The 23,571-nt window shown below is 41.6% G+C and carries 23 protein-coding genes; 4 read left to right on the top strand and 19 right to left on the bottom strand.

Translation table 11 applies throughout. The features are described 5' to 3' along the window. Positions 1–68: 68 nt before the first annotated feature. The 5 genes from Q4574_RS13445 to Q4574_RS13425 all read right to left on the bottom strand — a co-directional run bounded on the left by Q4574_RS13445 (position 69) and on the right by Q4574_RS13425 (position 2,499). Positions 69–272: a DUF3565 domain-containing protein gene (locus Q4574_RS13445; protein ID WP_303474656.1), complete on the bottom strand. Its 204-nt coding sequence runs from the start codon at positions 270–272 to the stop codon at positions 69–71. Between the two features lie 39 nt (positions 273–311). Then, positions 312–581, bottom strand: coding sequence for a hypothetical protein (locus Q4574_RS13440; protein ID WP_303474655.1), 270 nt, complete (start codon positions 579–581; stop codon positions 312–314). Between the two features lie 53 nt (positions 582–634). Continuing rightward, a complete protein-coding gene (locus Q4574_RS13435; RefSeq protein ID WP_303474654.1) occupies positions 635–1,036 on the bottom strand; it encodes a VOC family protein in 402 nt (133 codons plus the stop codon). Positions 1,037–1,109: 73 nt separating this feature from the next. Further along, positions 1,110–1,373 carry an RNA-binding protein gene (locus tag Q4574_RS13430; RefSeq protein ID WP_303474653.1) on the bottom strand — a complete coding sequence of 88 codons (264 nt, stop codon included), beginning with the start codon at positions 1,371–1,373 and terminating at the stop codon, positions 1,110–1,112. Positions 1,374–1,587: 214 nt separating this feature from the next. Continuing rightward, entirely contained in the window at positions 1,588–2,499 is a 912-nt protein-coding gene (locus tag Q4574_RS13425; protein WP_303474652.1) for a sensor domain-containing diguanylate cyclase, read from the bottom strand. A 380-nt stretch (positions 2,500–2,879) separates the two neighbouring features. On the opposite strand from Q4574_RS13425, the gene Q4574_RS13420 reads away from it, so the two are divergent. Beyond that, entirely contained in the window at positions 2,880–5,234 is a 2,355-nt protein-coding gene (locus Q4574_RS13420; RefSeq protein WP_303474651.1) for a TonB-dependent receptor, read from the top strand. 92 nt (positions 5,235–5,326) lie between these two features. Here the strand turns inward: Q4574_RS13420 and Q4574_RS13415 are convergent, their stop codons facing one another. Further along, complete coding sequence (locus Q4574_RS13415) at positions 5,327–5,809, bottom strand: DUF2165 family protein (protein ID WP_303474650.1); 483 nt, start codon at positions 5,807–5,809, stop codon at positions 5,327–5,329. Between the two features lie 298 nt (positions 5,810–6,107). Beyond that, positions 6,108–7,799, bottom strand: a complete 1,692-nt coding sequence (gene dauA / locus Q4574_RS13410; RefSeq protein ID WP_303474649.1) for a C4-dicarboxylic acid transporter DauA — start codon at positions 7,797–7,799, stop codon at positions 6,108–6,110. A 1,049-nt stretch (positions 7,800–8,848) separates the two neighbouring features. On the opposite strand from dauA, the gene Q4574_RS13405 reads away from it, so the two are divergent. Continuing rightward, positions 8,849–10,366 carry a DUF3360 family protein gene (locus Q4574_RS13405; protein ID WP_303474648.1) on the top strand — a complete coding sequence of 506 codons (1,518 nt, stop codon included), beginning with the start codon at positions 8,849–8,851 and terminating at the stop codon, positions 10,364–10,366. A 64-nt stretch (positions 10,367–10,430) separates the two neighbouring features. Here Q4574_RS13405 and Q4574_RS13400 read toward each other — a convergent pair whose 3' ends face one another. Then, positions 10,431–12,746, bottom strand: a complete 2,316-nt coding sequence (locus Q4574_RS13400) for an FdhF/YdeP family oxidoreductase (RefSeq protein WP_303474647.1) — start codon at positions 12,744–12,746, stop codon at positions 10,431–10,433. Between the two features lie 82 nt (positions 12,747–12,828). Between Q4574_RS13400 and Q4574_RS13395 the strand changes: the two genes are divergently transcribed. Then, entirely contained in the window at positions 12,829–13,755 is a 927-nt protein-coding gene (locus Q4574_RS13395) for a bestrophin family protein (RefSeq protein WP_303474646.1), read from the top strand. Between the two features lie 67 nt (positions 13,756–13,822). Here Q4574_RS13395 and trxC read toward each other — a convergent pair whose 3' ends face one another. From trxC to Q4574_RS13370, 5 genes are all read right to left on the bottom strand, one after another. Next, a complete protein-coding gene (gene trxC, locus Q4574_RS13390; protein ID WP_303474645.1) occupies positions 13,823–14,269 on the bottom strand; it encodes a thioredoxin TrxC in 447 nt (148 codons plus the stop codon). A gap of 179 nt (positions 14,270–14,448) precedes the next feature. Continuing rightward, the gene (locus tag Q4574_RS13385) at positions 14,449–14,823 is read right to left on the bottom strand and encodes an MliC family protein (RefSeq protein ID WP_303474644.1); all 375 of its coding nucleotides are present in this window, start codon (positions 14,821–14,823) and stop codon (positions 14,449–14,451) included. Continuing rightward, the gene (locus tag Q4574_RS13380) at positions 14,810–15,061 is read right to left on the bottom strand and encodes a hypothetical protein (protein ID WP_303474643.1); all 252 of its coding nucleotides are present in this window, start codon (positions 15,059–15,061) and stop codon (positions 14,810–14,812) included. The genes Q4574_RS13385 and Q4574_RS13380 overlap by 14 nt, the downstream gene beginning before the upstream one ends. Continuing rightward, the gene (locus Q4574_RS13375) at positions 15,061–15,363 is read right to left on the bottom strand and encodes a hypothetical protein (protein ID WP_303474642.1); all 303 of its coding nucleotides are present in this window, start codon (positions 15,361–15,363) and stop codon (positions 15,061–15,063) included. The genes Q4574_RS13380 and Q4574_RS13375 overlap by 1 nt, the downstream gene beginning before the upstream one ends. Before the next feature lie 302 nt (positions 15,364–15,665). Beyond that, on the bottom strand, positions 15,666–16,028 hold the full coding sequence (locus Q4574_RS13370) for a DUF4870 domain-containing protein (protein ID WP_303474641.1): 363 nt from the start codon (positions 16,026–16,028) through the stop codon (positions 15,666–15,668). 249 nt (positions 16,029–16,277) lie between these two features. Between Q4574_RS13370 and Q4574_RS13365 the strand changes: the two genes are divergently transcribed. After that, positions 16,278–16,457 (top strand): DUF6435 family protein, encoded by a 180-nt coding sequence (locus Q4574_RS13365; RefSeq protein WP_303474640.1) that lies wholly within the window; start codon positions 16,278–16,280, stop codon positions 16,455–16,457. A 79-nt stretch (positions 16,458–16,536) separates the two neighbouring features. On the opposite strand, the gene Q4574_RS13360 is transcribed toward Q4574_RS13365, so the two are convergent. The 6 genes from Q4574_RS13360 to Q4574_RS13335 form a co-directional block, all read right to left on the bottom strand. Then, the gene (locus Q4574_RS13360; RefSeq protein WP_303474639.1) at positions 16,537–18,144 is read right to left on the bottom strand and encodes a phosphatidylserine/phosphatidylglycerophosphate/cardiolipin synthase family protein; all 1,608 of its coding nucleotides are present in this window, start codon (positions 18,142–18,144) and stop codon (positions 16,537–16,539) included. Positions 18,145–18,274: 130 nt separating this feature from the next. Then, entirely contained in the window at positions 18,275–18,562 is a 288-nt protein-coding gene (locus Q4574_RS13355; protein WP_303474638.1) for a Bor family protein, read from the bottom strand. 159 nt (positions 18,563–18,721) lie between these two features. Continuing rightward, a complete protein-coding gene (locus tag Q4574_RS13350; protein WP_303474637.1) occupies positions 18,722–19,897 on the bottom strand; it encodes an aminotransferase class I/II-fold pyridoxal phosphate-dependent enzyme in 1,176 nt (391 codons plus the stop codon). 94 nt (positions 19,898–19,991) lie between these two features. Next, positions 19,992–20,927 carry a carbon-nitrogen hydrolase family protein gene (locus Q4574_RS13345; RefSeq protein ID WP_303474636.1) on the bottom strand — a complete coding sequence of 312 codons (936 nt, stop codon included), beginning with the start codon at positions 20,925–20,927 and terminating at the stop codon, positions 19,992–19,994. Positions 20,928–20,992: 65 nt separating this feature from the next. Beyond that, complete coding sequence (locus tag Q4574_RS13340; protein WP_303474635.1) at positions 20,993–21,832, bottom strand: alpha/beta hydrolase; 840 nt, start codon at positions 21,830–21,832, stop codon at positions 20,993–20,995. 304 nt (positions 21,833–22,136) lie between these two features. Continuing rightward, entirely contained in the window at positions 22,137–23,567 is a 1,431-nt protein-coding gene (locus Q4574_RS13335; protein WP_303474634.1) for a TolC family protein, read from the bottom strand. Positions 23,568–23,571 lie beyond the last annotated feature (4 nt).

The following is a 23,571-nucleotide window of genomic DNA, read 5'->3' as shown; positions in this document are numbered from 1 at the left end:
AATGGCAAAGATTAAGCCAAACTTTAGCAACAGCTAAGCAGCAGCTAAGCAAAAATTAAAGGATATTTTTAATTGTCTTTTGGTTCATTTCTATCACACTTTTTACAATCTAACATAAAACCTATTTTGGCGTTTCTACCTGACGCTGTTTCAACCCAAGGTCGATTCATCCAAGGTGGAGAATGCCTAACATGTTGATTGTGACCACAGTCCAGTTCAGCTACCCAGTGATTTTCATCGTCTTGGTGATATCCCGTAATCCCGCGCTTCATTTTGTATATCAACTTTATAAAAATTGTCGAATCAAAGGCTCAAAATAGCATGAGTATCAGCCCACCTGTGAACATAATCCCGTAGTATTTAAAGCCAGAAGCAAAACGCGACAACAACCAAAAATACAACAAGGATAACAATGCTAACACTAAACTAAAAAAGAGCGTATGCAAAATGGAAGGGGTAGTAACAAGGCCAATTATAATCAGTGGTAAAATATACAATAACGCTGGTGAAGTGGGCTTATCAACAACATCATGGAGCTTCAGTGCAGCCAGCAACAAAAACAATTTAATCATTAAAAACACAGTGACTCATCCTTGGGAGGTGGGTATCAAGTTAAACACTAGGTACGCACTTTCTATTTTGATTCAATCAAATCCAGTTTATTTCCGTATAAATCTTGAAATACCACAACAGTACCATAGGGCTCTTCCCGTGGCTGCTCATTAAAAACAACCCCTTTTGATTGCATTTTTTTATAGTCTCGCCAAAAATCATCGGTCTGCAGAATTAAGAACACCTTACCACCAGCCTGATTTCCTACTGCAGCAATATCCTGCTCAGACTCTGCTTTGAGCAATAGCAAATGACAATCACCGGAATGGCTGGGGGAGATCTGAACAAACCGATTACTATCGCCAGTGTCGACGTCTTGCGTAATGACAAAGTTTAACTTTTCCGTATAAAACTCGATTGCTTCGGCATAGTTTTCTACTAACAATGCCACGCTGGCAATATGTTGTTTAACAGGCTTGCTCATTCAATAATCCCATTTTGTTGGCAGCTTTGGATGCTAGTACCCCATTCGCATACCAAGTTTCAATTCAACTTAATTATTCTAAAGTATCTTCAATATTTTTATCTTCAGCATTTTTAACTCGTATTTTATTACCGCCAATCATTTTGTAATTTAAGTTTGTGATGGCGGCTTTAGCTTCGCCCGCTTTGGGCATTTCCACAAACCCAAAGCCTTTTGATGCACCACTGTCTTTATCCATAACCAAATTACAAGACTGCACCTTGCCAAACTCTGCAAATAAACGGGTCAACTCATCTTGACTGGTTGTTCGAGCTAAATTTCGGACTAAAATTTTCATTGAGACTCCCTAAAAACGCTGTTGATTGAGGATTCACTTAAATACATGAATATAAAAGCGTCACACTTTGCTCAATAGCAAAACTCGATATTCAGCTAGGCTAATTAGGCAAAAAGTAGCTAGATTATAACATCGATAGGAAATAACACTGACGTTAAAATGAGCCCTTGTACAATCTTTCTAAGCCGATGACGCAATGATTGCTTGCAAGACCTTAAAAAGAAATTTGATTCCTGCCATTTTTTTTCGCCAAATAGAGTAAATCATCGGTGCTACGAATAAACTCACTGACGTTATTATCATGACTCGGATGGGTCGAATACAAGCCAATGCTAGCTGTTAGCATAGGGTTACCGGGTGCGTTTTCATTTCGTATATTAAGGGAGCGGATGTGTTCGAGTAACTCATTAACTAACCCTTTGGCTTGCTCTAAATTAGTATCGCCATACACTATCGCAAACTCTTCTCCACCGTATCGGGCACAAATATCACTTGGTCTATGGACATAATTTTGCAGTATTTCGCCAATAGTTTTTAAACACTGATCCCCCACCTGATGGCCATAACTGTCATTTAATAATTTGAAATGATCCAAATCTATCATAGCAAGGCAAATTGGCATGTTATGGCGGTGACAACGTTCCCACTCACTTTCAATAAATTCATTGAAGTGACGACGATTTGCAATTCCCGTCAATTCATCAATTCGAGAAAGTTTTAATACCTTTTCTTCGGCTAATTTACGCTCTGTAATATTTTGATGGGTGATAACAAAGTAATTAGATTCTGATAGGCGAAACGGCGATATGCGCATCATAAACCAGCGAGCTTCATTTGGGCTGTGGCATGGATATTCTAGATAAAAAACAGAAGAACGTTGCTCAATGACGCTTCTAATTCCCTCTCCAGCGTTTGCTCCAAAATCATCGCCAATGGCGGCAGCTTTATCACAAACCTCTAAATAATTAACACCGTGCCAATCATCTCCTACGCTACAATCATTATTGTTACCAAAATTTGACCAGCTTCGATTGACATATTTAATGTCTCCCGTGCTATCAATTACGACAATATGTTCAGTAATCGAGTCGAGAACTAAGCTTAAAAACTCGAACGAATCTTCCACTCCCCACTCCCTAAAAATATGACTAATTGTGCTTATTCGCAAGCCACTAGTGACGCTTTGAATTCATATTGAATTGTTATTACGACAGACCGAAAAAATTTGTTCAGTGACTAAAAAACAAATTCCCAACAAGGTAACGCCGGCGCACGGAGATTAGCAAACAAACCATGGTTGCGCAAAGTGCGCTTAATGTTACGACCAGTGAAAGATAAATCAGGTTAGATTCCCCCAAAAACAGCGCACAACAAGTTAATATGAATTTTACGTTAAATTTCACATAAATGAGGGTCCGCCCCATTCCTGCTAATAGGAAATTAGTTATAATCTGCCGCCCTCAAATATGGGGGCAGTTTATGCTTAACGTTAATATTGGAACACTTATGACTACCCATACAGCACACATTAATCACTTTCGTAAGAAGACAATTTCCCTAGCCGTAAAAAGTATCTTTATAGCGACTGCAGGGCTAGCGGCCTTGCCTTCACAAGTACTTGCGCAAGTAGAAAATATAGAAGATGAAACCCTCGAAGTTGTTACTGTAACAGCTCGTAAAAAAGTCGAATCAATTCAAGACATACCTGGGGTTGTTAATGTACTCGATGCCAAACAACTTAGAGCCAATGGTACCGCCGATGCGCAAGCGTTAGCCCTAAATACTCCAGGAGTAATTTACAGTGAAACCTATGCTGGCGCTTCTTCACCTAGAATAACGATTCGCGGTGTAGGTGATGATGACTTCAACCCGAATGGCTCCTCTTCAGCCGCAATTCACGTAAATGGTGTCTACCAAGGCACTAATGGTTTATTAAATGGCCAGTATTTCGATATTGACAGAGTAGAGGTATTGAAAGGACCTCAAGGTACTTTATATGGTCGTAATGCGACTGCCGGAGCGGTGAATATCCTAACCAATCGACCTGATATAGATTTTGGTGGATATGTGGATTTAGATGTCGGCAACTATGGTTTATTTCGCGGTGAAGGGGCGGTTGATATTCCCATTTCCGAAGATTTCTTAGTTCGTATTGCAGGTCTGTATGAATCATCTGACGGTTTCTACGAGCACTTAGGTACGGGCCCGGGAACGGGATACACTTATGCAGATGGAACCATTACTCCTCAAGAAAGTGTGGCAGCTCAAGGAGACTGGGGCGGAGCTGATCGTATTTCTGCTCGTGTGACCGCTGAATGGACAGTATCAGACAGCACATTAGTAACAACTAAAATAACGATGGGAGAAGATAATTCTGAATTAGCTATCCCAGATGTCAGCGCGGATAATTGGGCGGAATATGCAAGCTCTGCTGCATTTTTTCTTAACCCACAAGACCCTGCACTTATTGAATTTGCCGATGCATTAGACAATGACCCCTTCACGGTATATTCCAATATGTTACCTAAACTAGACTCTGACCAATTTGGCGCAAACCTGCAAATTGAACATGAGTTTTCAACGGATATGACGGGTACCGTTTTAATTGGCTACGAGTCACTTGACCGTGACTATACAACCTCTGACAACCTACCATTTGCAGTCGCTGATTATTTATTCAGAAATGAATTTTCACAATTGACGATTGAAGCTCGCCTAGCTGGAAGCTATTCAGAAAACGTTAACTGGTTACTTGGCGCTTTCGCCTTACAAGATGAAGTCGACTTTGGCACCAACTTATTGTTCTTAAACTCTGGATTGTGGCAAACCGACGTACAAACAGATTATATTCAAGAACGTGATTCTTTTGGCCTGTTTGCCTCATCAGATTGGACACCGGTAGATTGGTTTACCTTAGAAACTGGCATTCGTTACTCATCAGATGAAGTCACATTCGAGGGGCAAACCCAAAACCTTGACCCTTATGGAGTCTACGGCACAGCCCCCTCTTTTTTCCCTGCAGGAGAGGTGTATATTGGCGTACCTATTGCTCCTTCATCCCCGCTGCTATTCAATGAATCCTTAGATGATAGTGAGGTAACTTGGAAGATCAGCGGAATCTTTACTCCGGCACAACAGTGGCGACTTTATGCAACAGTTAGTACTGGTTATAAAGCTGGCGGCTTCGACGGTTCAACAATACTGACGGCAGAAGAGGCGCTACCAATTGATTCAGAAACCCTAATCGCATACGAAGTAGGTTCTAAATATCGTTCAGACGATGGTTTAGTCTCGGCTGAAGCGAACTTATTTTATTACGATTTTTCTGACTATCAGTCTACGGCAACATTATTCGTCGCAGGGGCCAGCACCAATGTTCGCGCAAATGTGTCAGATGCGACAATTAAAGGTGCTGAATTTGCCTTAACGTTATCACCTATTGACGGGTTAGATATTCGTGCAGGAGCCGCTTTTGTTGAATCACAAATAGATAACTTCCAAGGTGAAGATGCAACTATTGAAGGTAATGATTTACCTTTTTCGCCTGATCTATCTTGGAACTTGGCTGTGGTTTATGCCACCGCCATAAACGATGACTTTACTTTACGTACGCAAATAGATGCCAGTAATACTGGTGAGCACTACCAAACGATCAACAACAATGATGAGGTAGATTCTTACACTGTCGCAAATGCACGTGTGGCATTGGAAACTGAAGATTGGGAAGTGGCGTTGTGGGTAAGAAACTTAGCAGATGAAGACTACAATGTTGGCTTTTTCCCAACAACAGGGTTAACCCCTGATACCTTCTTAAAAGGTGCACCTCGCACCTATGGTGTCAATGTGCTTATGCACTTCTAAGTAGATATACAGCAACCAAAGATTGGTTATTTGACTCTAAAAAGGCGATATGCAGTTTTAATATCGCCTTTTTTAGTTCACAAAAACCAAAGTTAATCTTTCAATGCGACAAAAATCGCAATTAACGAAATCATTCCCCCGTATCGAAAAGCTGATCCCAGCACTGGTGCCAACATTGATTCTGAACGCCATAGTTCAAACCAACTTTCAGCAATAATAATAAAACCGCCGAATAACATAATTATCGCCACCGCACATCCGGTTAATGCGATTTGTTTTGCAGCATTGTATGCCGTACTGTTTGCACTTTGCGCTTTCCACATACGGATAGACCCAAGAGTACACATTCCCCCGGTAGTCAACTTCGCCCCCAGTATTAATAACGCACCAAACCAAATAACAAAGGTATTTGAGGTGGCTTGCCAGCTTTGCGAACCGTCGGGTATGGTAATCATTGACGTTGCAGCTCCCACAGCAGCCAATGTGCCATCCCAATCAATGACATTGTGCAAAGCCCCCACGAAGCCCCAAAGAGCTACGCTAAAAATCATGATTGATTTAGCACGTCTCAACATAAAAATCCCTCTTCTATTTTGTGTTTGCTATCCCTACAACACACTGAGATTGCGAGCCAAAAATTGACGTTATGAATATGCACAGATTTGCATAAATCTATTTTTAATAGCATAGACCTTTTTGACAAAAAACTGAAATAGCCAAACCACTATCCATGGATGTCAGAAATGAAAGATATATCAATTCACTAGTAAAAAACCTCTAAGGATAATTGTTAGCTCACTTAGAGGGGAAACGGCAAATGTTAGTAAATTACATTTAACCTCAAGAGCAACTTAAGAGGCTAAATAGTTAAAATTACATTGGCATTTTGCGGGCTAATTCAAAACTATCATTCAAGGTTCTCGAAAATGCGATTTTACCCACTTTTTTCCGGATGCCTGCACGTCTGAGTTTTAAGATCATGCGCGGCTGCAAACTATTAATAATTAACCCTATATTTTTTTGCTGTAGATCATTAGCGATGGACTCCATCGCCACGATGGCGCTCATATCAAGGAGAGTAACCTCAGACATATCAAGAATAACCACCCGCACATCAGGCCTCACTGACGCAATGGTTTTCAGTGCTTTATGTGCGGATCCAAAAAACAACGCTCCGTTTATATCGTAAACAACCGTGTTGTCAGGCATATCGTAGTCGGCATGATCAGCTTCTATCTCAGAGGTTTGCGTCAAACTAATACTTCTTCGAATAAACAGCATGGCAGCTAAGCCAATCCCTACGCCTACAGCAATGGTCATATCAAATAATACTGTAAGGAGGAAACACAAAATCAACACAATCACATCGTCCCGAGGTGCGATTTTTATGGTTCGAATGAAATACTTAGCTTCGCTCATATTCCAAGCAACCATTAACAACAACGCGGCCATAGAAGCCATGGGTATATAAGACAACAAAGGCGTAAGCAGTAAGATACTGAGTAATATGAATAAGCCGTGGATCACGGAAGAAAGGGGTAGACTTCCGCCGGTTTTCACATTTGCCGCTGTGCGAGCTATGGCAGCGGTAGCAGGCAAGCCACCAAATAATGGAGAAATGATATTACCAATTCCCTGACCGATTAACTCATCATTGGAGTTGTGTTTTTTCCCCGACATACCGTCAGCAACCACGGCACATAATAAGGATTCAAGGGCACCTAGAATTGCGATGGTTATTGCCGATGGAAGCAGCAAGCGAACTAACTCAAAGCTGATACCAATTGGCGCACCATCTGCACCAGGTAAATTCCATGGCCATTCGAAGGTTGGCAAAATTGGAGGAATACCATTTCCCACCACACCATTAATATCATACGAAAAACGACTACCAATAGTGGCAACAGAGAAATCATCTACCGTTAAGCTAAGTAACCATGCAGCAGAGCTGGCAATCAACAAAGCCACCAAGTGCCCCGGAATTTTTGAACGAAACTTTGGCCACAGCAATAACACCACTAAGGTCACAACGCCAATCAAGGTTTCTTGCCACGCCAGGGTAGGCAAGGCTAAAACGATAGCCCCTAACTTATCTAAATAATGGCCATCAAGAGACTCAATTCTTAACCCTAAAAAGTCACCAATCTGAAAGGTAGCGATAACGACACTGATCCCTGATGTAAAACCAACAATCACTGGATAGGGTACGATTTCAATTAGCTTACCAAATTTACCAACTCCCATTAAAACTAGGATAAAACCGGCCATAAACCCGCTCACCAGCAAGCCTCCTAAGCCATACTGCTGCACAATGGGCAGCAAAATAACCACAAAAGCGGCTGTAGGACCGGAGATATTCACTTTAGATCCGCCCGTTAAGGCAATGATGATCCCCGCCACTATCGCCGTATAAAGGCCGTGTTGCGGGGGCACGCCGCTGGCAATGGCTAAAGCCATAGAAAGAGGAAGAGCAATAACACCAACAGTTAAGCCGGCAAGAACGTTAGCCTGAATATCATGGTAGGAGGGTTTACTTTGTAGCGATTTTCTAAGTGCAGATAGCATTTTTGACCTGATTTAAGTTGTGCCCTAACGAGGCTTTAGAAAAAGTCGTTAAATTGAGTCACGTCACAGATTCAGTTAATAATTTGATACAAAAACAGTAAGCTTGTTGAAGAAGGACATTGGTGGCAATAAGCTCAAAAAAATAGATACACCGATTAACTCAATAACGACTCGTTAAGGGTCATTTTGAATTAATTTAGTCTCTTTTAACGCTGGAGGGATATGATTATGACCCAGTTTGAAGAGCACTCGAGCTGTTCCATGCTTGTAGAATAATACCCTTAGGTATATTAGCCATACAATTTTTTACTCGACTTACCACTACTTTAGTTTTCTGTCCAATTCCTAAAAGCGTATTTACGCTGATATCAATATCGTGCTTTGAACGTGAAACCAACTTTTTCTACTCAATAGAGCTATTTAAAGTGTTTTTTAACCTATACTAATTAGAGCAAAATAGGCTCAGACGACAAACCTGTAGTCTGCTTAAATTATACTCTAAAACTCAATGCCGGCGCAAAAAGAAATTAGCCTTAAACCATCATAAAAAAGTGAAAAATCACATAAATTTGATTGTACTCTGTCACTCCCCTCATGTTTTAGCAAAAATGACAACTGGATTTATGATGGATAGAAACAGCTTATTTAAATAAAAAATTTAGACATAAAAAAAATAAGTCATCGGTTATCTATATCTTTTTTGAATACTTGAGCCTCGCTTTGAATTGCAAGGGTGAATTCAACTAAGCGTTAATTAGTGAACGCTAATGCATTTTAGTAAGAAGGAAATTAGTCGATAGCCTTGTATTTATTCAATTTGACACGCCTTTACACCGCCCAACAGGCTAATCATTTGATTTGTATCTTTAAATTAGTCACTATTTTTCTATTAACCGCAATTTACATTCACAAATTTTAATTAAAATATGTAAGACCTTAGGCTTATCGTAATTTTTAAAAAGCTGATCTATCCTACGCCCTCAACATTCATTTGCTTTAAATAAAGCTATTTTTTATTTTTTAAGAGCAACTATGTTGCCGGGGAAATCATGAATACCACGCCGCAAGATGACGTAACATCTGGAGCTGAACAAGTGACGGAGAGTCAAGCTGTTTCCGATAGCTATGAAAAGCTTCACAAACCGAGTTCTGAATTTGAAACTAGGGATGAATACCTAGAGCACGAACTGCAAATTATGCAACCAAAACGCTGGCGGCCTAATTTACCATTTAGAGATTACCGTTTTGAATTCGAAGATACAATTCCAGCTATGGCTGCCACCATTGGTAAGGTGGTTATGGTTGCCGCCATTGCAGCTACCTTTGCTGGTGCACTCGGGCTTGGTGATGAATTTGTTTTAGAGAATGTGCGCTACGAGTTACTCATAGTGTCTTTTTTCATTATTTTGTTTTCAGGCTTTATCCTACCCACTGCCAACTTAGCGGGTACCCATGGGCCGTTAATTCCGTTAATTCCCATCGTTGTTGCCACTGGCGGACATCCAATGGCATTTGGACTGCTTATTGGAGCCTTTGGATTGATTTTGGCATTCAGTAAAGGCGGAAGTTTGCTCGCCCGACTTACCAGTAAAGGGGTATGTGGCGGCCTCTTACTCTATTTAGGCTTTATTGGCACAATTTCCCAAGTCAAAAAGCTGTTTGTGTGGGCTGAAGGTATTGATAAAACCCATATTGCTTTCATCGTTATATTGGCCACTATCCTACTTTATGCATTTTTGGAACACTTCAAAAAACGTTGGTTGGCGGTACCACTAAGTTGCGTATTGGGCGGGGCTACCGCTTTTGCATTAGGCGCCCCCTTTGAGTTCCATACCGCGCCTGGATTACCCAACATGAACCCTATGTATTGGTGGGGAGAAAATACTGGCTGGATGTTAGGTTTGCCGACTATTGAGAGTTTTGTTGTGGTATTACCCTTTGCGATACTTGCTGTAGCCATGTGGTCTCCGGACTTCTTGGGTCATCAAGTTTTCCAAAAAATAAGCTACCCACAGCGTACCGAAAAAGTGCAAATGAACATCGATGACACTATGTTAAGCGCATCAGCCAGACAAACCTTTGGTTCGATTTTAGGCGGTGCCAATTTCGCTTCTTCGTGGGGCACCTATATTGTGCCAGCAGCCATTGCTAAGCGCCCGATACCCGCAGGGGCTATTTTAACCGCGTTATTCTGCGTTATTGCAGGTGTATGGGGATACCCAATGGATCTCGCCATTTGGCAACCGGTGTTATGTGTTGCATTAATAGTAGGGGTATTTATTCCACTTCTTGAAGCAGGCATGGAAATGACCCGTGAAGGCAAAACCACCCAATCTGCGGCCATTGTGGTATTCGCTTCAACCTTGGTGAACCCTGCGTTTGGATGGTCACTGACTATGTTGCTTGATAACCTAGGATTAATAGGCTGTAAAGAAAGAAGTTCTGAGTTAACTCACATGAGTCGTTGGATTATTCCACTTGTCATGTTTGTTATATTAACCAGCGTAATGGCTTTGGTTGGCATGTTGCCGGGTATTCCCGCTTTAATGCCTAGCTTTAGACACTAACCTTCTGTAACACGGTAAGCGCATATTGAGCGCTTGCCGTTGTGTTCCTTTTTCACCAATACGATTAGCTAGCGGCATGCAAACTAATCACAATCGACTTATAGGCTGGTGTGTTACTTTTATCAGCTACACTGCCAATGGGGATCAAATCATTGGTCTCAGGGTAATAGGCCGCGGCACACCCTTTCGGTATAGCATACTCCACTAACGCAAAATCAGTTACTTCTCTGATGCTCGCCTGATCATTCGGCCAATGGCTACGAATCGTGACTTTTTGACCGCTGTGCATCCCCAAATCTGCAATGTCTTCTTTGTTAACAAACAGCACCTTACGAGTGCCACGAACGCCACGATAGCGGTCATTGTTGGTATACACTGTGGTGTTAAATTGATCGTGACTACGAATGGTCATCATTAATAAACAGTCTTCTGGCACATCAATATTGTCGATACTGTGCACCATGAAGTTTGCTTTACCCGTGGCTGTAACGAAGTTTCGCGCGTCCCGCACACCGTTGGGAAGTACAAACTCACCTAACTCATCAATACGTTGATTAAAATTTTCAAAACCGGGGATAACATTCGCAATATGGTCGCGAATAAGACGGTAATCATCCCGTAATGCTAACCAGTTAACACTATCATTTTTAAGCGTCTGCTGTGCAAGCTGAGCAATAATATCTACTTCGCTTTTTAGTAAATCAGATGCAGGAGGGATCTTGCCGTGGGAAGTTTGAATAACCCCCATTGAATTCTCAACGGTGATAGTTTGAATACCACTATTTTGAGTGTCAATTTCAGTGCGCCCTAACGCGGGCAAAATTAATGCTTGCTTGCCAGTGTATAAATGAGAGCGGTTTAGCTTGGTTGACACTTGCACCGTTAACTCACACTGACTTAGCCCTTGTTGATTGGCTTGGTGATCAGGCATGGCCCTGAAAAAATTTCCGCCCAAGGCAAACAGTACTTTTATTTGCCCTTGCTGCATACCATGCACAGTCTCAACTGCATCAACACCGTTGTCTCTTGGCGGGTTAAAAGCAAATTCTTGTTCAAGAGCGTCTAGAAATTCCGCTCTAGGTTTTTCCCAAATGCCCATGGTTCGGTCACCTTGCACATTGCTATGACCTCGCACAGGACAAACACCGGCACCGGGCTTGCCTAAATTGCCTTGCAGCATCAAAAAATTGGTCATTAGTTGAATATTGGCCACCGCATTTTTATGCTGGGTCATGCCCATTGCCCAACAGCAAATAGTTTTTTTCGATTCACAGGCAATATCTGCAGCCTGCTCAATGAGCGCTTGGGATAGACCACTACCCTTTACAATATCCTGCCAACTGGTCTGCTCAATATCGGCCTTAAACTCTTCAAAACCATGGCAATACTGCTCAATAAACTCATGATCCAGTACTGGCTGGTGTTTGTTATCACGTTCAATTAAGACTTTACACAAACCTTTTAATAGCGCGACATCCCCATTTATTTTCACCGGTAAATACAAATCTCGAAGCGCAGTACCGTTGCCAATCACCCCGGACACTTCCTGCGGATTTTTAAAGCGTTTGAGGCCGGTTTCATCCAGCGGGTTGATGGCAACAATTTTTGCGCCATTACGTTTTGCGTCCTGCAGTGTTCCGAGCATTCGCGGATGATTTGTCCCCGGATTCTGACCAAACACAAAAATCGCTTCAGCATGTTCTAAGTCTTCGAGACTGACGGTGCCTTTGCCCACACCGATGGTTTCCCCCAATCCGACACCACTGGACTCATGACACATGTTCGAACAATCCGGAAGGTTATTAGTGCCAAATTTACGGACAAATAATTGATATAAAAATGCCGCTTCGTTGCCGGTGCGCCCAGAGGTATAAAACGCGGCTTGATTGGGGCTATCTAATACATTCAATTGCTTGGCGATGATTGCAAACGCACTATCCCAATCGATAGGTTGATAATATTCCGCGCCCTCCGCAAGCCACATTGGCTCGACTAAGCGACCTTGATCGTTGAGCCAACGGTCAGATTTTTCACATAACTGAGCAATACTGTGTTTAGCAAAAAACTGCGCGTCTGCACGCTTCGTTGTTGCCTCATCAGCCACCGCTTTTGCACCGTTTTCGCAAAACTCAAACGTCGCGCGCTTGTTTAAGGGATCAGGCCAAGCACAGCCAGGACAATCGAAGCCTTCAATCTGATTCAAATCAGACAGAAGCCGCGTGCCTTTAAAGGGCCCAGCTTTCGATGTGACGTTTTTATAAGCAGAAATAACAGCTGGAATACCAGCAGCCCAGTCTTTCGGCGAACTGATTTCGATACGCTGACTATCTGTTGGATCAAATGAAGGCGGTTTTCCATTGGTTGGTGATGCAGTTTTCATGTTGGCTCCTAATATCAAGGTTCACTGAAATTTGTTCGCCATTTCATTATAATGGCATACAACCATCCAGATAGAGGCACCTATGATTATACGCGATAATCCCCACTCACTGCGCTTGTTTTTTATTATAAGAGGCTCGGTTTTACCGCTCATCTATCTGCGAATTATCTTTATTACTTTATTAGGCGCAGGTGTTGCAGCCATCCAACATTTTTACCCTGAGGCATTTCCCGAATTCACACTCGCCCCAGTGGCATTGTTTGGGGTAGCCTTATCGTTATTTCTGGGTTTTCGAAATAATGCAAGTTATGACCGCTGGTGGGAAGGACGTAAACAGTGGGGCAAACTCATAGTCGCTTCTCGTAGTCTCTCCCGTCAGATGACTTCCTATATTGATGACAAGCAAACTGAGGGAGCTGAAACCCAAAAATACATCATCAAACTGATTATTGCATTTAGCCACGCACTGCGACATCAATTACGACACTCTGATCCCTGGCCCGATATTACGCCTTACATTGCACAAAACGATATGCAATTTATACGAAATGCACAAAGCTTATCCGATGGAATTTTGCGTTTAATCGGAATAAGACTAGGAGAGTGTCGACAAAAAAATATGATATCTGACTTTTTAATGCTAAAAATGGATGAACATTTAACAGCCATGGCTGACGTTCAAGCATCGTGTGAGCGTATTCAAAATACCCCGCTTCCCTTCGCATACATGTTACTTGTGCAACGCACCGCATACTTGTATTGCTTTATGTTGCCCTTCGGTATTGTCGCTTCACAAGGCTTAATGACGCCGTTATTCAGCGCCATAATAGCCTACACATTTTTTGGTTTAGACGCATTGAGCGAGGAATTAGAAGAACCATTTGGGGTATCAGCCAATGATCTGCCACTGCATGCCATGTCGAGAACGATTGAAATAAACTTGCTCGATATTTTAGGCGAGAAAACACTACCTAGCCCAATCCAACCCCATAATCACCGATTGGAGTAGGCGAAGGTTGTCGAACCGTACTGAGTGAATCAGTTGAAAATCACACTAACGATTTTATATTCCCAAATTACACTTTCGGTAAGTTTTGTGCTAACCATTGTTTAAACTGAGTTTTAGGTAAGGCACCAGATAGACGAGCGACTTCTTTGCCATGATGAAATATCATTAACGTTGGAATGGAGCGAATTTGATAGCCACCAGCAGTTTGCTGATTACGTTCTGTATCTAACTTTACAAAACAGGCTTGAGTGGACATTTCACTGGCTACTTGTTCAAAGGTGGGCGCAAATTGCTTACAAGGGCCGCACCACGGTGCCCAAAAATCCACCACTACTGGCAAGCCGTTATGGGTAATAAAACGACTGAAGTTTTGGTCAGTAGCAGCAACTGGATGGCTCGATAGAACCGGCTTGCCGCATTTCCCACACAACGGATTATCGGCAAGTTTATTTTTGGGAAGACGGTTTTTTGCATTACAACTTGAACACACGATCTGAATGGTTGAATCTGTCATTTTAAACCTCAGTGAAAAACTAAACTAGAAACCCGCTAACTTCGACTTGGGCTTCAATTTAGTAATATGGGTTTCAAAACGTTCTAATTCAAGCCAAGCAATATTAATCAGTCACAATATAAGTCAAAGGTGGCGCATTTCAGGTTAGAGGGCAGTGCCTTGATGTGTGAGAGAAATACTCACTGTTTTACACACTCGATTGGCATCATTCTGCCAATTTCGACAGTCAAATTATCGCCTTTACCTCGAATAGTGTTAGGCCCATTACTATAAATAAATCCTGATGCACTCTTTTGTTGGGGCAAGGTTATCTCATCTGAATGCCGCAGCAACACAGCGACTTCTTGCTCAGTATAAAATTGCACTCGCAAGCTCTCGCCATTCACACACGTAAAGGCCACATCGTAGTCAGAGCTTGGGCTATTTTGATGCGCAATTGTCGTGCATCCTGCTAACAAACTAAGCAGCACAGAGCTCAACCCGACAATGCTTTTATAATTAAGAGCGTGCATATGGTTACTAGGTCGATTGGCAGAAGTATTAATATTTTCCATGGGATAAAACCTCCTTGAGGTATGTGATAAAAGCCTCATCTTCGAGGTTAAAAAAATCAAAACCGGTACGAGTAAAACCGTCACTGTCCTCGACTTTGATAAGACCAAGGTTACTGTTTTTCTGAGAATACCCGTATTGCAGGTTATAAATCAGCTGATTAAAACGTAAATCTGGGCTTTTGCTCCACAGCGCGTTGATAAGTTCGAGTAATTCAGTAATACGTTCAGGATCTCTCATTATTGAGCACCTTTGTATTCAATAGACTCAACAGCGCCCCTTAAATCACTAATTATCAGGCAAAGTAAACCAATTGAAAAACTGATCATACTTAACATCCAAACGAGACCTCGATACTCCGCAGTGGTCATAGAAACCACTAAATCGCCTTGGTCTCCGGTGACCATTTGCGAACCGGCAAACATAACAAGACTTAAAGAGATAATAATAGAAAGATAACCAAAAAAACCAAAGAATCGAACCCTTGGTAATAATAAGAGCCATTTCTCAGATTTTCGTTTTAAGGAAGGATAAAGATTCATTAGCATCCTTAATAGTGTTTTTACAATGTTGGCTTGAGACACCTAATGTCTTGCTTTCACTTCAGACCGACTTCGAACATCATTGAACAATAACAACCACCAATAAATTTGATGATTGTTGATATTCTTATAATGATAGTCAAAATTTTCATGCTAAACCACGCAATGTGGTCGCGCAGGGGAGTGATACACTTGAGGTGCTTTAACTTTTACTAGCCAAAGGCCACAGATTCAAGGTCGTCATAGCCACAGAAAAAACAGAGGGGGTCTATCAATTTTTTTCTGTGGCACTGAAGAGCCAATTATTTAAGAAACTTAATGCTAAGGGGATAAACCCAAACCTCACCATTATTGGCTTTGATTGCTGCGATAATAGCAAACACTAAGTTAAGTATGGCCAATATAATTAGTCCAAAAACCCCGACAATTAAAAACACTAAAATACCGCAAACTATTGAATAGATAAAAAGGCTAATTAACCAATTAACCGTGATTTTGCCATGTATATCGATAGCTTCATGTTTATCTTTATTCGTTGCCCACATAACGATAGGTAAGATAAATCCCAACCCTGGAATGATAATACTGGTTAGCTGACTCAAATGAATCAGCATACAATAAGTATTTAACGGCATTCCCCAATATTCTTCTTTCTTATCATTCATATAACTCTCCTTGTGGTGGTGGGTTTGGCAGTTTCTGTAAACTTACTTTGTATTTTTATAGCCATCGTTATGCAGAGTATTCGGTAACGTTGGCTACGCATTTGGAACTCCCTAAGATAGCAAATTTTGATATATATTCTAACTGGCTAGGCATTATTTGTTAGTTTGTTGCACCGAAACCAATAAAACGAATTTTAAACCTTTTCGATGTTTGTACGTAGAAGCTGTAATTTATAAAGGAATTATATAATGTTTTCACTCTTTAAAAGCGACCCGGCTAAAAAACTCAAGAAACAGCATGCCATGAAATTAGAAAAGGCAATGCATGCACAACGAAATGGCGATATCAAAAGCTATTCGCAACTCACCTATGAGGCAGAAGAAATATACTCAAAAATTCGCGCCATCGAAGGTAAAAACGAAAACTAATGGGTTAGCCTTATCGAAGGAATATGAACTTCACTCTGATATTCTATTGTTGTTTGAGGCCCCTAAACCTATTAAAAATCTAGAGTTGAGACTTTATTGGCAACAAGCTTAAAAAGTCTACCCAGCGTCGAAGTAACCAACTTGTATCAGGATCGTGGGAATATTTTCTCACATCACCATCATTGTAGTCTGTCCAGATTATATTACCACTTTGCTCATCCCAAGACAGCGTGTAAACGCTTTGTTTGAGATCTGAGTCAAACCATTCCCCTAGAATTTGCGCGGCCTCTTCGGAATGAATTAACATGCCCATCTCGGTATTTTCAGTAAAAGACCTAGGGTCAACATTCAACGAGCCGACAAATAAAGTCTCACGGTCAATTGCAAAAGTTTTGGCATGCAGACTCGCTCTTGAAGAACCAAAATTTGTTTTGTTAGGCATTTTTAGGGCACTTGGATCTGCTTTCATTTCATACAGCTCAACACCAGCCTTAAGTAGTTTTTTACGGGCATTTTTATAGCCAGCATGCACCATAGAGACATCTGTTGATGCTAATGAATTAGTAACAACCCTAACTTGCACTCCTTTTTTTTCAAGGGCCAGCAGAAAATCTAAGCCCTTATCTTTTGGCACAAAATAAGGTGTAATAATGAGTAACTCTTTATGAATATTATGTATTTTCGGTGCTAATTTACTGATCAGGTGAAGTTCAGTTTGATCCCGACTACTTGAAATTTTATCAGGATCATCGTAAATCAACTCAACATTACCGGAGAAAAATGAAAGCTTTTGCTCCAGTAACTGTTTCAGAAAGTTTGACGCACGAACTTTATCCCCATAAACAGAGTTTTGTTGCTCAAGTGCAAAATCAAACAATTCTTCGCGCTTTTTATCAATGTACTGTTTATCGAACATCTTAGGGCGAAGCAATTCAATTGGGTAAGCTAAAGGGTTGTTCCAATATAAATCGTATACCGATGAAACGTCTGCGACTATTGGCCCAATTGAAAGCACATCAAGATCAGCAAACTCTAACTGACTATTGGCGCCAAAATATTCATCCCCAATATTTCGTCCACCAAGAATACTAACTTGGCCGTCTACCACGAAAGACTTGTTGTGCATTCGCCGGGTGATGTCACCAAAGCGGAGCACCATCTGGCTAACTTTATCCACTTTTCGGTTAAAAGGGTTAAACACTCTTACCGAAACTGTGGGGTAACTTGCAAGTAAGGCGAGTGCATCATCATTGGCAGATGAAAAGTTAATATCATCCACTAAAATACGCACTCTCACGCCCCTTTCCGCAGATTTAATCAATTCATTTACCAGCAAATTGCCTGTAACGTCGTTGTGCCAAATATAATATTGCACATCAATACTGGTTTCTGCCTTGGACGCTAATGCCATTCTGGCGACAAAGGCATCTGCACCGTCACTGAGAAAGACAAAGGATGATTCATTTGGATTTGATGGTGTATTGGCAGATGCAAGTTGACTTAACACTGCGTCGGGAGGTGCGATCACGGATAAACTCCGAACTGAATTATTTTTAGGTAAAGATACACAGCCTGTATTTACCGCAATAATAGCAAGTTGAAATAACCATATAAATGCTGTTTTACCTGCATTGAATCGATATCTGGACGCTATCTGTAAGAGAATAAAGTCGCTTTTTTTAATCAATATATTTTCACTGATCTGGCTGTTTTTTAAGCGTCGAGTGTTTGAAGTTTACAACAATTTTATCGCGTTTTGTATGCAGAAATTTGCTAAAACTGATAACTATCAGCTTTAGCAAACCTTAATATCAACTTTATTTTATGCAAAAAACTTTAGCTTGCCTTGGAGTATAGATACCCCATGTAATCGCACCTAAAAAACCATTCAAAAATGAAACGTGAGACTCAACTTTAGCTACTTTGTCTGCGCCACCACAGATAGCGGCAGCATCCATTTCTTGCGTTTGACCAATTCCACTAACAAAAAATGGCTGCATTGTTTCTTTCGTTGGCTCAGTACCACCGCCTCCATTTACATTATAAGTTTGTGTCGCGCAGCTACAAATAGTTAAACTCAATAGCGCTATTCCTAAGATCTTCATATTCTTACGTCCTTTTTACTCTAATCGAATTGAATACCAAAATAGGAAGAGCATCCTATTGAGATATTTGCATTTATAATGTTTAGCCTCGCAGCCGACGAATCAAAGTCATACAGCAACTCACGAGGGGAAAAATTGCACCCCTTTAATCTCTTAGTTTCAATTCACCCATTTCTCCATAAACCCAGCAAGTCTTTTCAGTCCTTCCTCTAACTCTGATTCTGCTGAAGCAAATGATAGACGTACAAAGTGGTCGCCTTGGTATTCACCAAAATCATTGCCTGGCGTTAGCGCCACATGGGCTTCCTGTAAAACACGATCGCAAAACGACATGGCGGAAAGTCCGGTGCGGCTCACGTCGATGTAAACATAAAACGCACCGTCTGGTTGAACGGGCACGTCTAAACCGCATTTTTTTAATCCCGCCAACACCAATTCTTTACGAAACCTAAGGGTCTCTCGCCGTGATTCGCAGACGGCAATGGATGCAGGGGTAAAACAGGCTAATGCGGCTTTCTGGGCGAGCGTAGATGGGCAAATATAATAGTTTTGCGCCATGCGTTCCATCACAGGCACCGCGCGTTCAGGCACTACACACCAACCTAACCGCCACCCCGTCATACCAAAGTATTTGGAAAAGCTATTGATAACCAACGCCTCAGCATCAAATGACAAAGCCGTAACGGGCTGAGTATTGGCATCGCCGTGATGCAAATTTAGATAGATTTCATCAATAATGCGCCATGCTCCACGGCTTTTTGCGAATTCACACATTGCCGCCAGTTCATCAGGCGCGACAGCCGTACCTGTAGGGTTAGACGGCGTAGCCAACATCAAACCACGAGTCCCCGGTTGCCAATGTTTTTCAAGCAACGCCATGTTCAACTGAAAACGTGTCTGCGCTTGGGTGGGCACCAACTGTACGTTCCCACCAAAACTCTTAATAAATTGACGGTTACAAGGGTAGCAGGGATCGCCCATAATGACCTTATCACCGGGATCGACAAAGGCCGCAGATAACAACAATAAAGCCGCAGAAGCCCCAGCGGTTACCACCACACGGTTAGGATTCAAATCAACATTGTGCGCCGTTTTGTAAAATCCCGCTATGGCCGCCCTCAATTCAGGCAACCCCAAAGCTGAGGTATAAGGAAGAGGGGCTGTGGTAGCTAACTGCTGCATAGAAAGCAACACATCAGGTGGTGCGCCAAAATCAGGCTCACCTATGTTTAGCTTAACAACATGATGCCCCTGGGCTTCTAATTCGGCAGCTTTAGCCCCAAAGGCCATAGCAAAAAAGGGGGAAATACCTTGCGCACGTTGAGAATATTGCAAATGATACAACTCGACTTATTGATGAAAATAATTTGCTAATTAAAGCAAAGATGAAGGTCTATTATTTTGCCATTTTTAGCCAAGCAAAACATCACTAATTGTTATTTTCAGGCTTCACAATGGTTACTGCTGGACGAGCTTGCTCGTTAACGGACAGTTGAAAGATATCGGGACGGGAATAGTGCCCGGCGGGGTCTAAATCATATCGAGCTTTAACAATCTCGTCTAAATCAATCTCAGCGCATATTAATCCCTCTTCATTGTATATAGGGCCTGCTAGTACCTCACCCATAGGTGAAATAATCACGCTACCGCCTCTAATTAGAGGTTTATCTTTTGGCCAAGATGGATCTATGCTGGTTTCTGCAGTCGGTGCAGGTTGATATTGACAAGCACTGACTAAAAAGCAGCGTCCTTCATAGGCGATGTGTTGCATGCTTGCCTGCCATATATCGCGATCGTCGACCGTTGGTGCACACCAAATTTCTATACCTTTGGCATACATGGCTGAGCGTAACAATGGCATGTAATTCTCCCAGCATATGGCCGCACCAATACGCCCTGCAGATACCTCTAATACAGGTAATGTCGAACCATCACCTTGCCCCCAGATTAATCGTTCACTGGCGGTGGGCATCAATTTACGGTGCTTATTAATTTCACCTTTTTCGGTAATGAATAACGCCGTGCAATAAAGAGTTGAACCACCGCGCTCGATAATCCCTATCACGATTGACGTATTACAACTTTTTGCCAGTTCAACCAACTCTTGCACTTCCGGACCATCAATATCAACTGCTTGCTGCCAGTAATGTAAAAAGTCTTCACGCCCTTGCTCCGTTCGATATCCCACTTTAGTGCCAAAGTCAGCTCCTTTGGGGTAGCCCCCCAATAGTGCTTCTGGCATCACTAACAAATCACATTTGGAATCTAAAATACGCTCTTTATAACCTAAGATCAGTTGTAACGTTTGCGCCGTTCCTTGGGAGGAAGAGCCAATCTGTAACGCGGCGATAATCTTCTTTTTCATCGGGAATTCTCAACGTAATTTAAGCCAAAATTTGGATTTCTGACCTGCTGATTAAACAAGTATGCTTACTCTTTTTTACTTCTAAATATCTTATCAAATGCGTCATACACGGCTAAATGCAAAGTGTCGCCATGACTTAGTTGCTCAAAATAATTAAAGTAAACGGTATAGTGCGAAGGTGTATTTGCTTTAACTTTTTCAAATAGCGCTTTTGCTACTCGCTCCATTATTTCACCTTCTTTTCCTACACCTATATAAATGGACTTGGGCGAACTAGAGGTTAACGCTACGAATTCTAATAGTGACTCATCATCCCACCATAAACTCGGACTAATAATAATGTAATTATCGAAGAGATTGGGTGCTTTGAATAAAATCTCAGTGGCCAGCAATCCCCCTAATGATTGACCAATAATGGTTTTTTTCGAGTTTGTACGATAGTTATTTTCGACTAATGGTTGGATTTCTGTGCCGATAAACTGAATAAATTGTTCAGAGCCTCCACTTGTTGGAAAGTCTTTTTGATCTAAAAGGTTATTAGTGGGATAGGTGAAATCGCGCTTCCTATCAACATTTTCAATACCTACAACAATGCTCTTGGGGAGTTGATTTATCCAAGAAAACGAGCCAAATTGGACTAAGCCCGCTAAATGAATGAAATCTTCAGAAGCAGATCCATCAAGCAGATAGATAACTGGATAATGTTTATCAATAGCCGCGTCATAGCTACTTGGCAGGTAGATATTAAGCACTCTACTTTCATCTAACACAATAGAATGAAATTCGATGGTATCACCAATCGTAAATTGACTTTTAGCCATTATTTCAGGCTTGCTTTGCGCCGCACATAACGCACAACTAGCAATAAAGCATAAAACGATAATTAACAACTTCGGGATATTCATAACACTCCTAATTTGCATTCAATTTTCATGTTATAAAAACGCATATTCAGCAATGTATGCAACAAAATATTATTTCATCCATTGTAAGACTCCATCCATATTTAGACTTATTCGAGCAATTTAATAGCAAGACTTTCAGCTAGTCTAACTGTCTCAAAGCGGCTAAATGTAGTGTTCTTTAGTTTGTTGAGGTGAAGATCAATGTTGTAATCAGTGGCTTCAAAAATTCCACATTTCGCACTTTGCATTCATTCATTCATTGTTAAATATTGTAAGCAATGAAGCAACGACAAGCATCGCTGCTCTAAACGCGTGTATCGTGCAACATAGCCGCCACGCGATAGAGCATCAATTCCGCATTTAGCAACTCAATGTTGGTTTGTATCACTTTCATTTTCGCTTGAATTTCGTTGGATACTCGCGCATTTAAGGTAAACATATCACTGTCTCCCGCATCGAATCGCTGGCGCTCCATGTTTGATAATTGCTGTGCTAGCTCAGCGTTTTGTTGTTGTAAATCTGCGATATCTTTAGCCTGAATCCAATATTCGTAGGCTTTTTCGAAAGCTTGTTCTAAAGATTGTTTAGTGGAAAGGTATTTATTACTCAATTCGCGTTGTTTCGATGCCAGCTTCACCTGCTCAGCCTTTGCTTTTCTATTTCCCAAGGGATATGAAAATGATAATCCCAATTTACTTTCCGTCCCGTCAAGTGAATTGGGCCCACTACCTATATCTCGTGCAATGGAGGCTTTAAAATCAAGTTTTGGTAAAAGCGCATTTTCCGCCAATGCATACTTGTTCTGTGCAACGCTTTGATCCATACGTAATAATGCTAACTCTGGGTGTTGGCCTATTTGCTGACGCAAAAGCGCAATCTGCGTATTGGTAACATGAAACGGCCACTCTATATTGGCTGGGGGTGTTACTGTAGTAACCAGAGATTGCATTTTTCCGGTACTGTTGCGCCAATAATATGATAACGATTGAGCATGTCCATTGCGCTTTTGCTTAAGCTTTGCCACCAGCAAACGTTGCTCTAGTATATTGGCCCTAAATTCAGTTAACGTGGCGCGTGCCAAATCACCCCTCTCAACCCTGGTAGTAAGCGCTCGCTCACGCTCAGTAGCTGTTGCTAATAAAGACTCAACTTCAACAACTTGCAAAGCACTTTCATACCAAGATAAATACTCTGCAATTCCTTTATACAAAAAACCGTTTAATAGCTCCTGTGCTTGGGCTTGCCACTGCATACCTGCAAGTCTGGCATTTTTTAACCATACTCTGCGTTTATCGACTTCTCTATTTTTTAACAGTGAGACAGCGATACCCACGCTGGCTTCTCCACCAGAGAGGGTTTCGTATTCTTGTTCATAAATAGGAAAGTCGCCATCGGCGATGCGGTACTCGGTGTAAACCTCGCCACTGAAAAATGAAAGTGGTTTTACTGCTCGTTGTTGTAGTGCCAAACCATCATAATATCCACTCACCCGACTCGATGTTTGTTGTTCAACAAAAGGGTCGAACTCACTCAAAGCAATATCCACCTCAGCTGAACTTTGAATTTCGCCTTCAGCAATGGCCTGTGTGTAAGGGTGATGGTATTGCATGGCTTGGATTAGCTCTGAGACCGTTGGGGCGGGCGCTTTTGCTGTTAGAGGTGGCTTAGCAAACACGATATTTAGTAAACCAGCGCAAAGCAGGCCTGTTACTATGCTTAGAGGTAATTTAATCATCGTG

Origin of the sequence: Aliiglaciecola sp. 3_MG-2023, assembly GCF_030548205.1 — a bacterium.
Lineage (GTDB): Bacteria > Pseudomonadota > Gammaproteobacteria > Enterobacterales > Alteromonadaceae > Aliiglaciecola.
The sequence above is the reverse complement of the archived record's forward strand: the minus strand, read 5'-3'. Positions and strand labels throughout refer to the sequence as shown.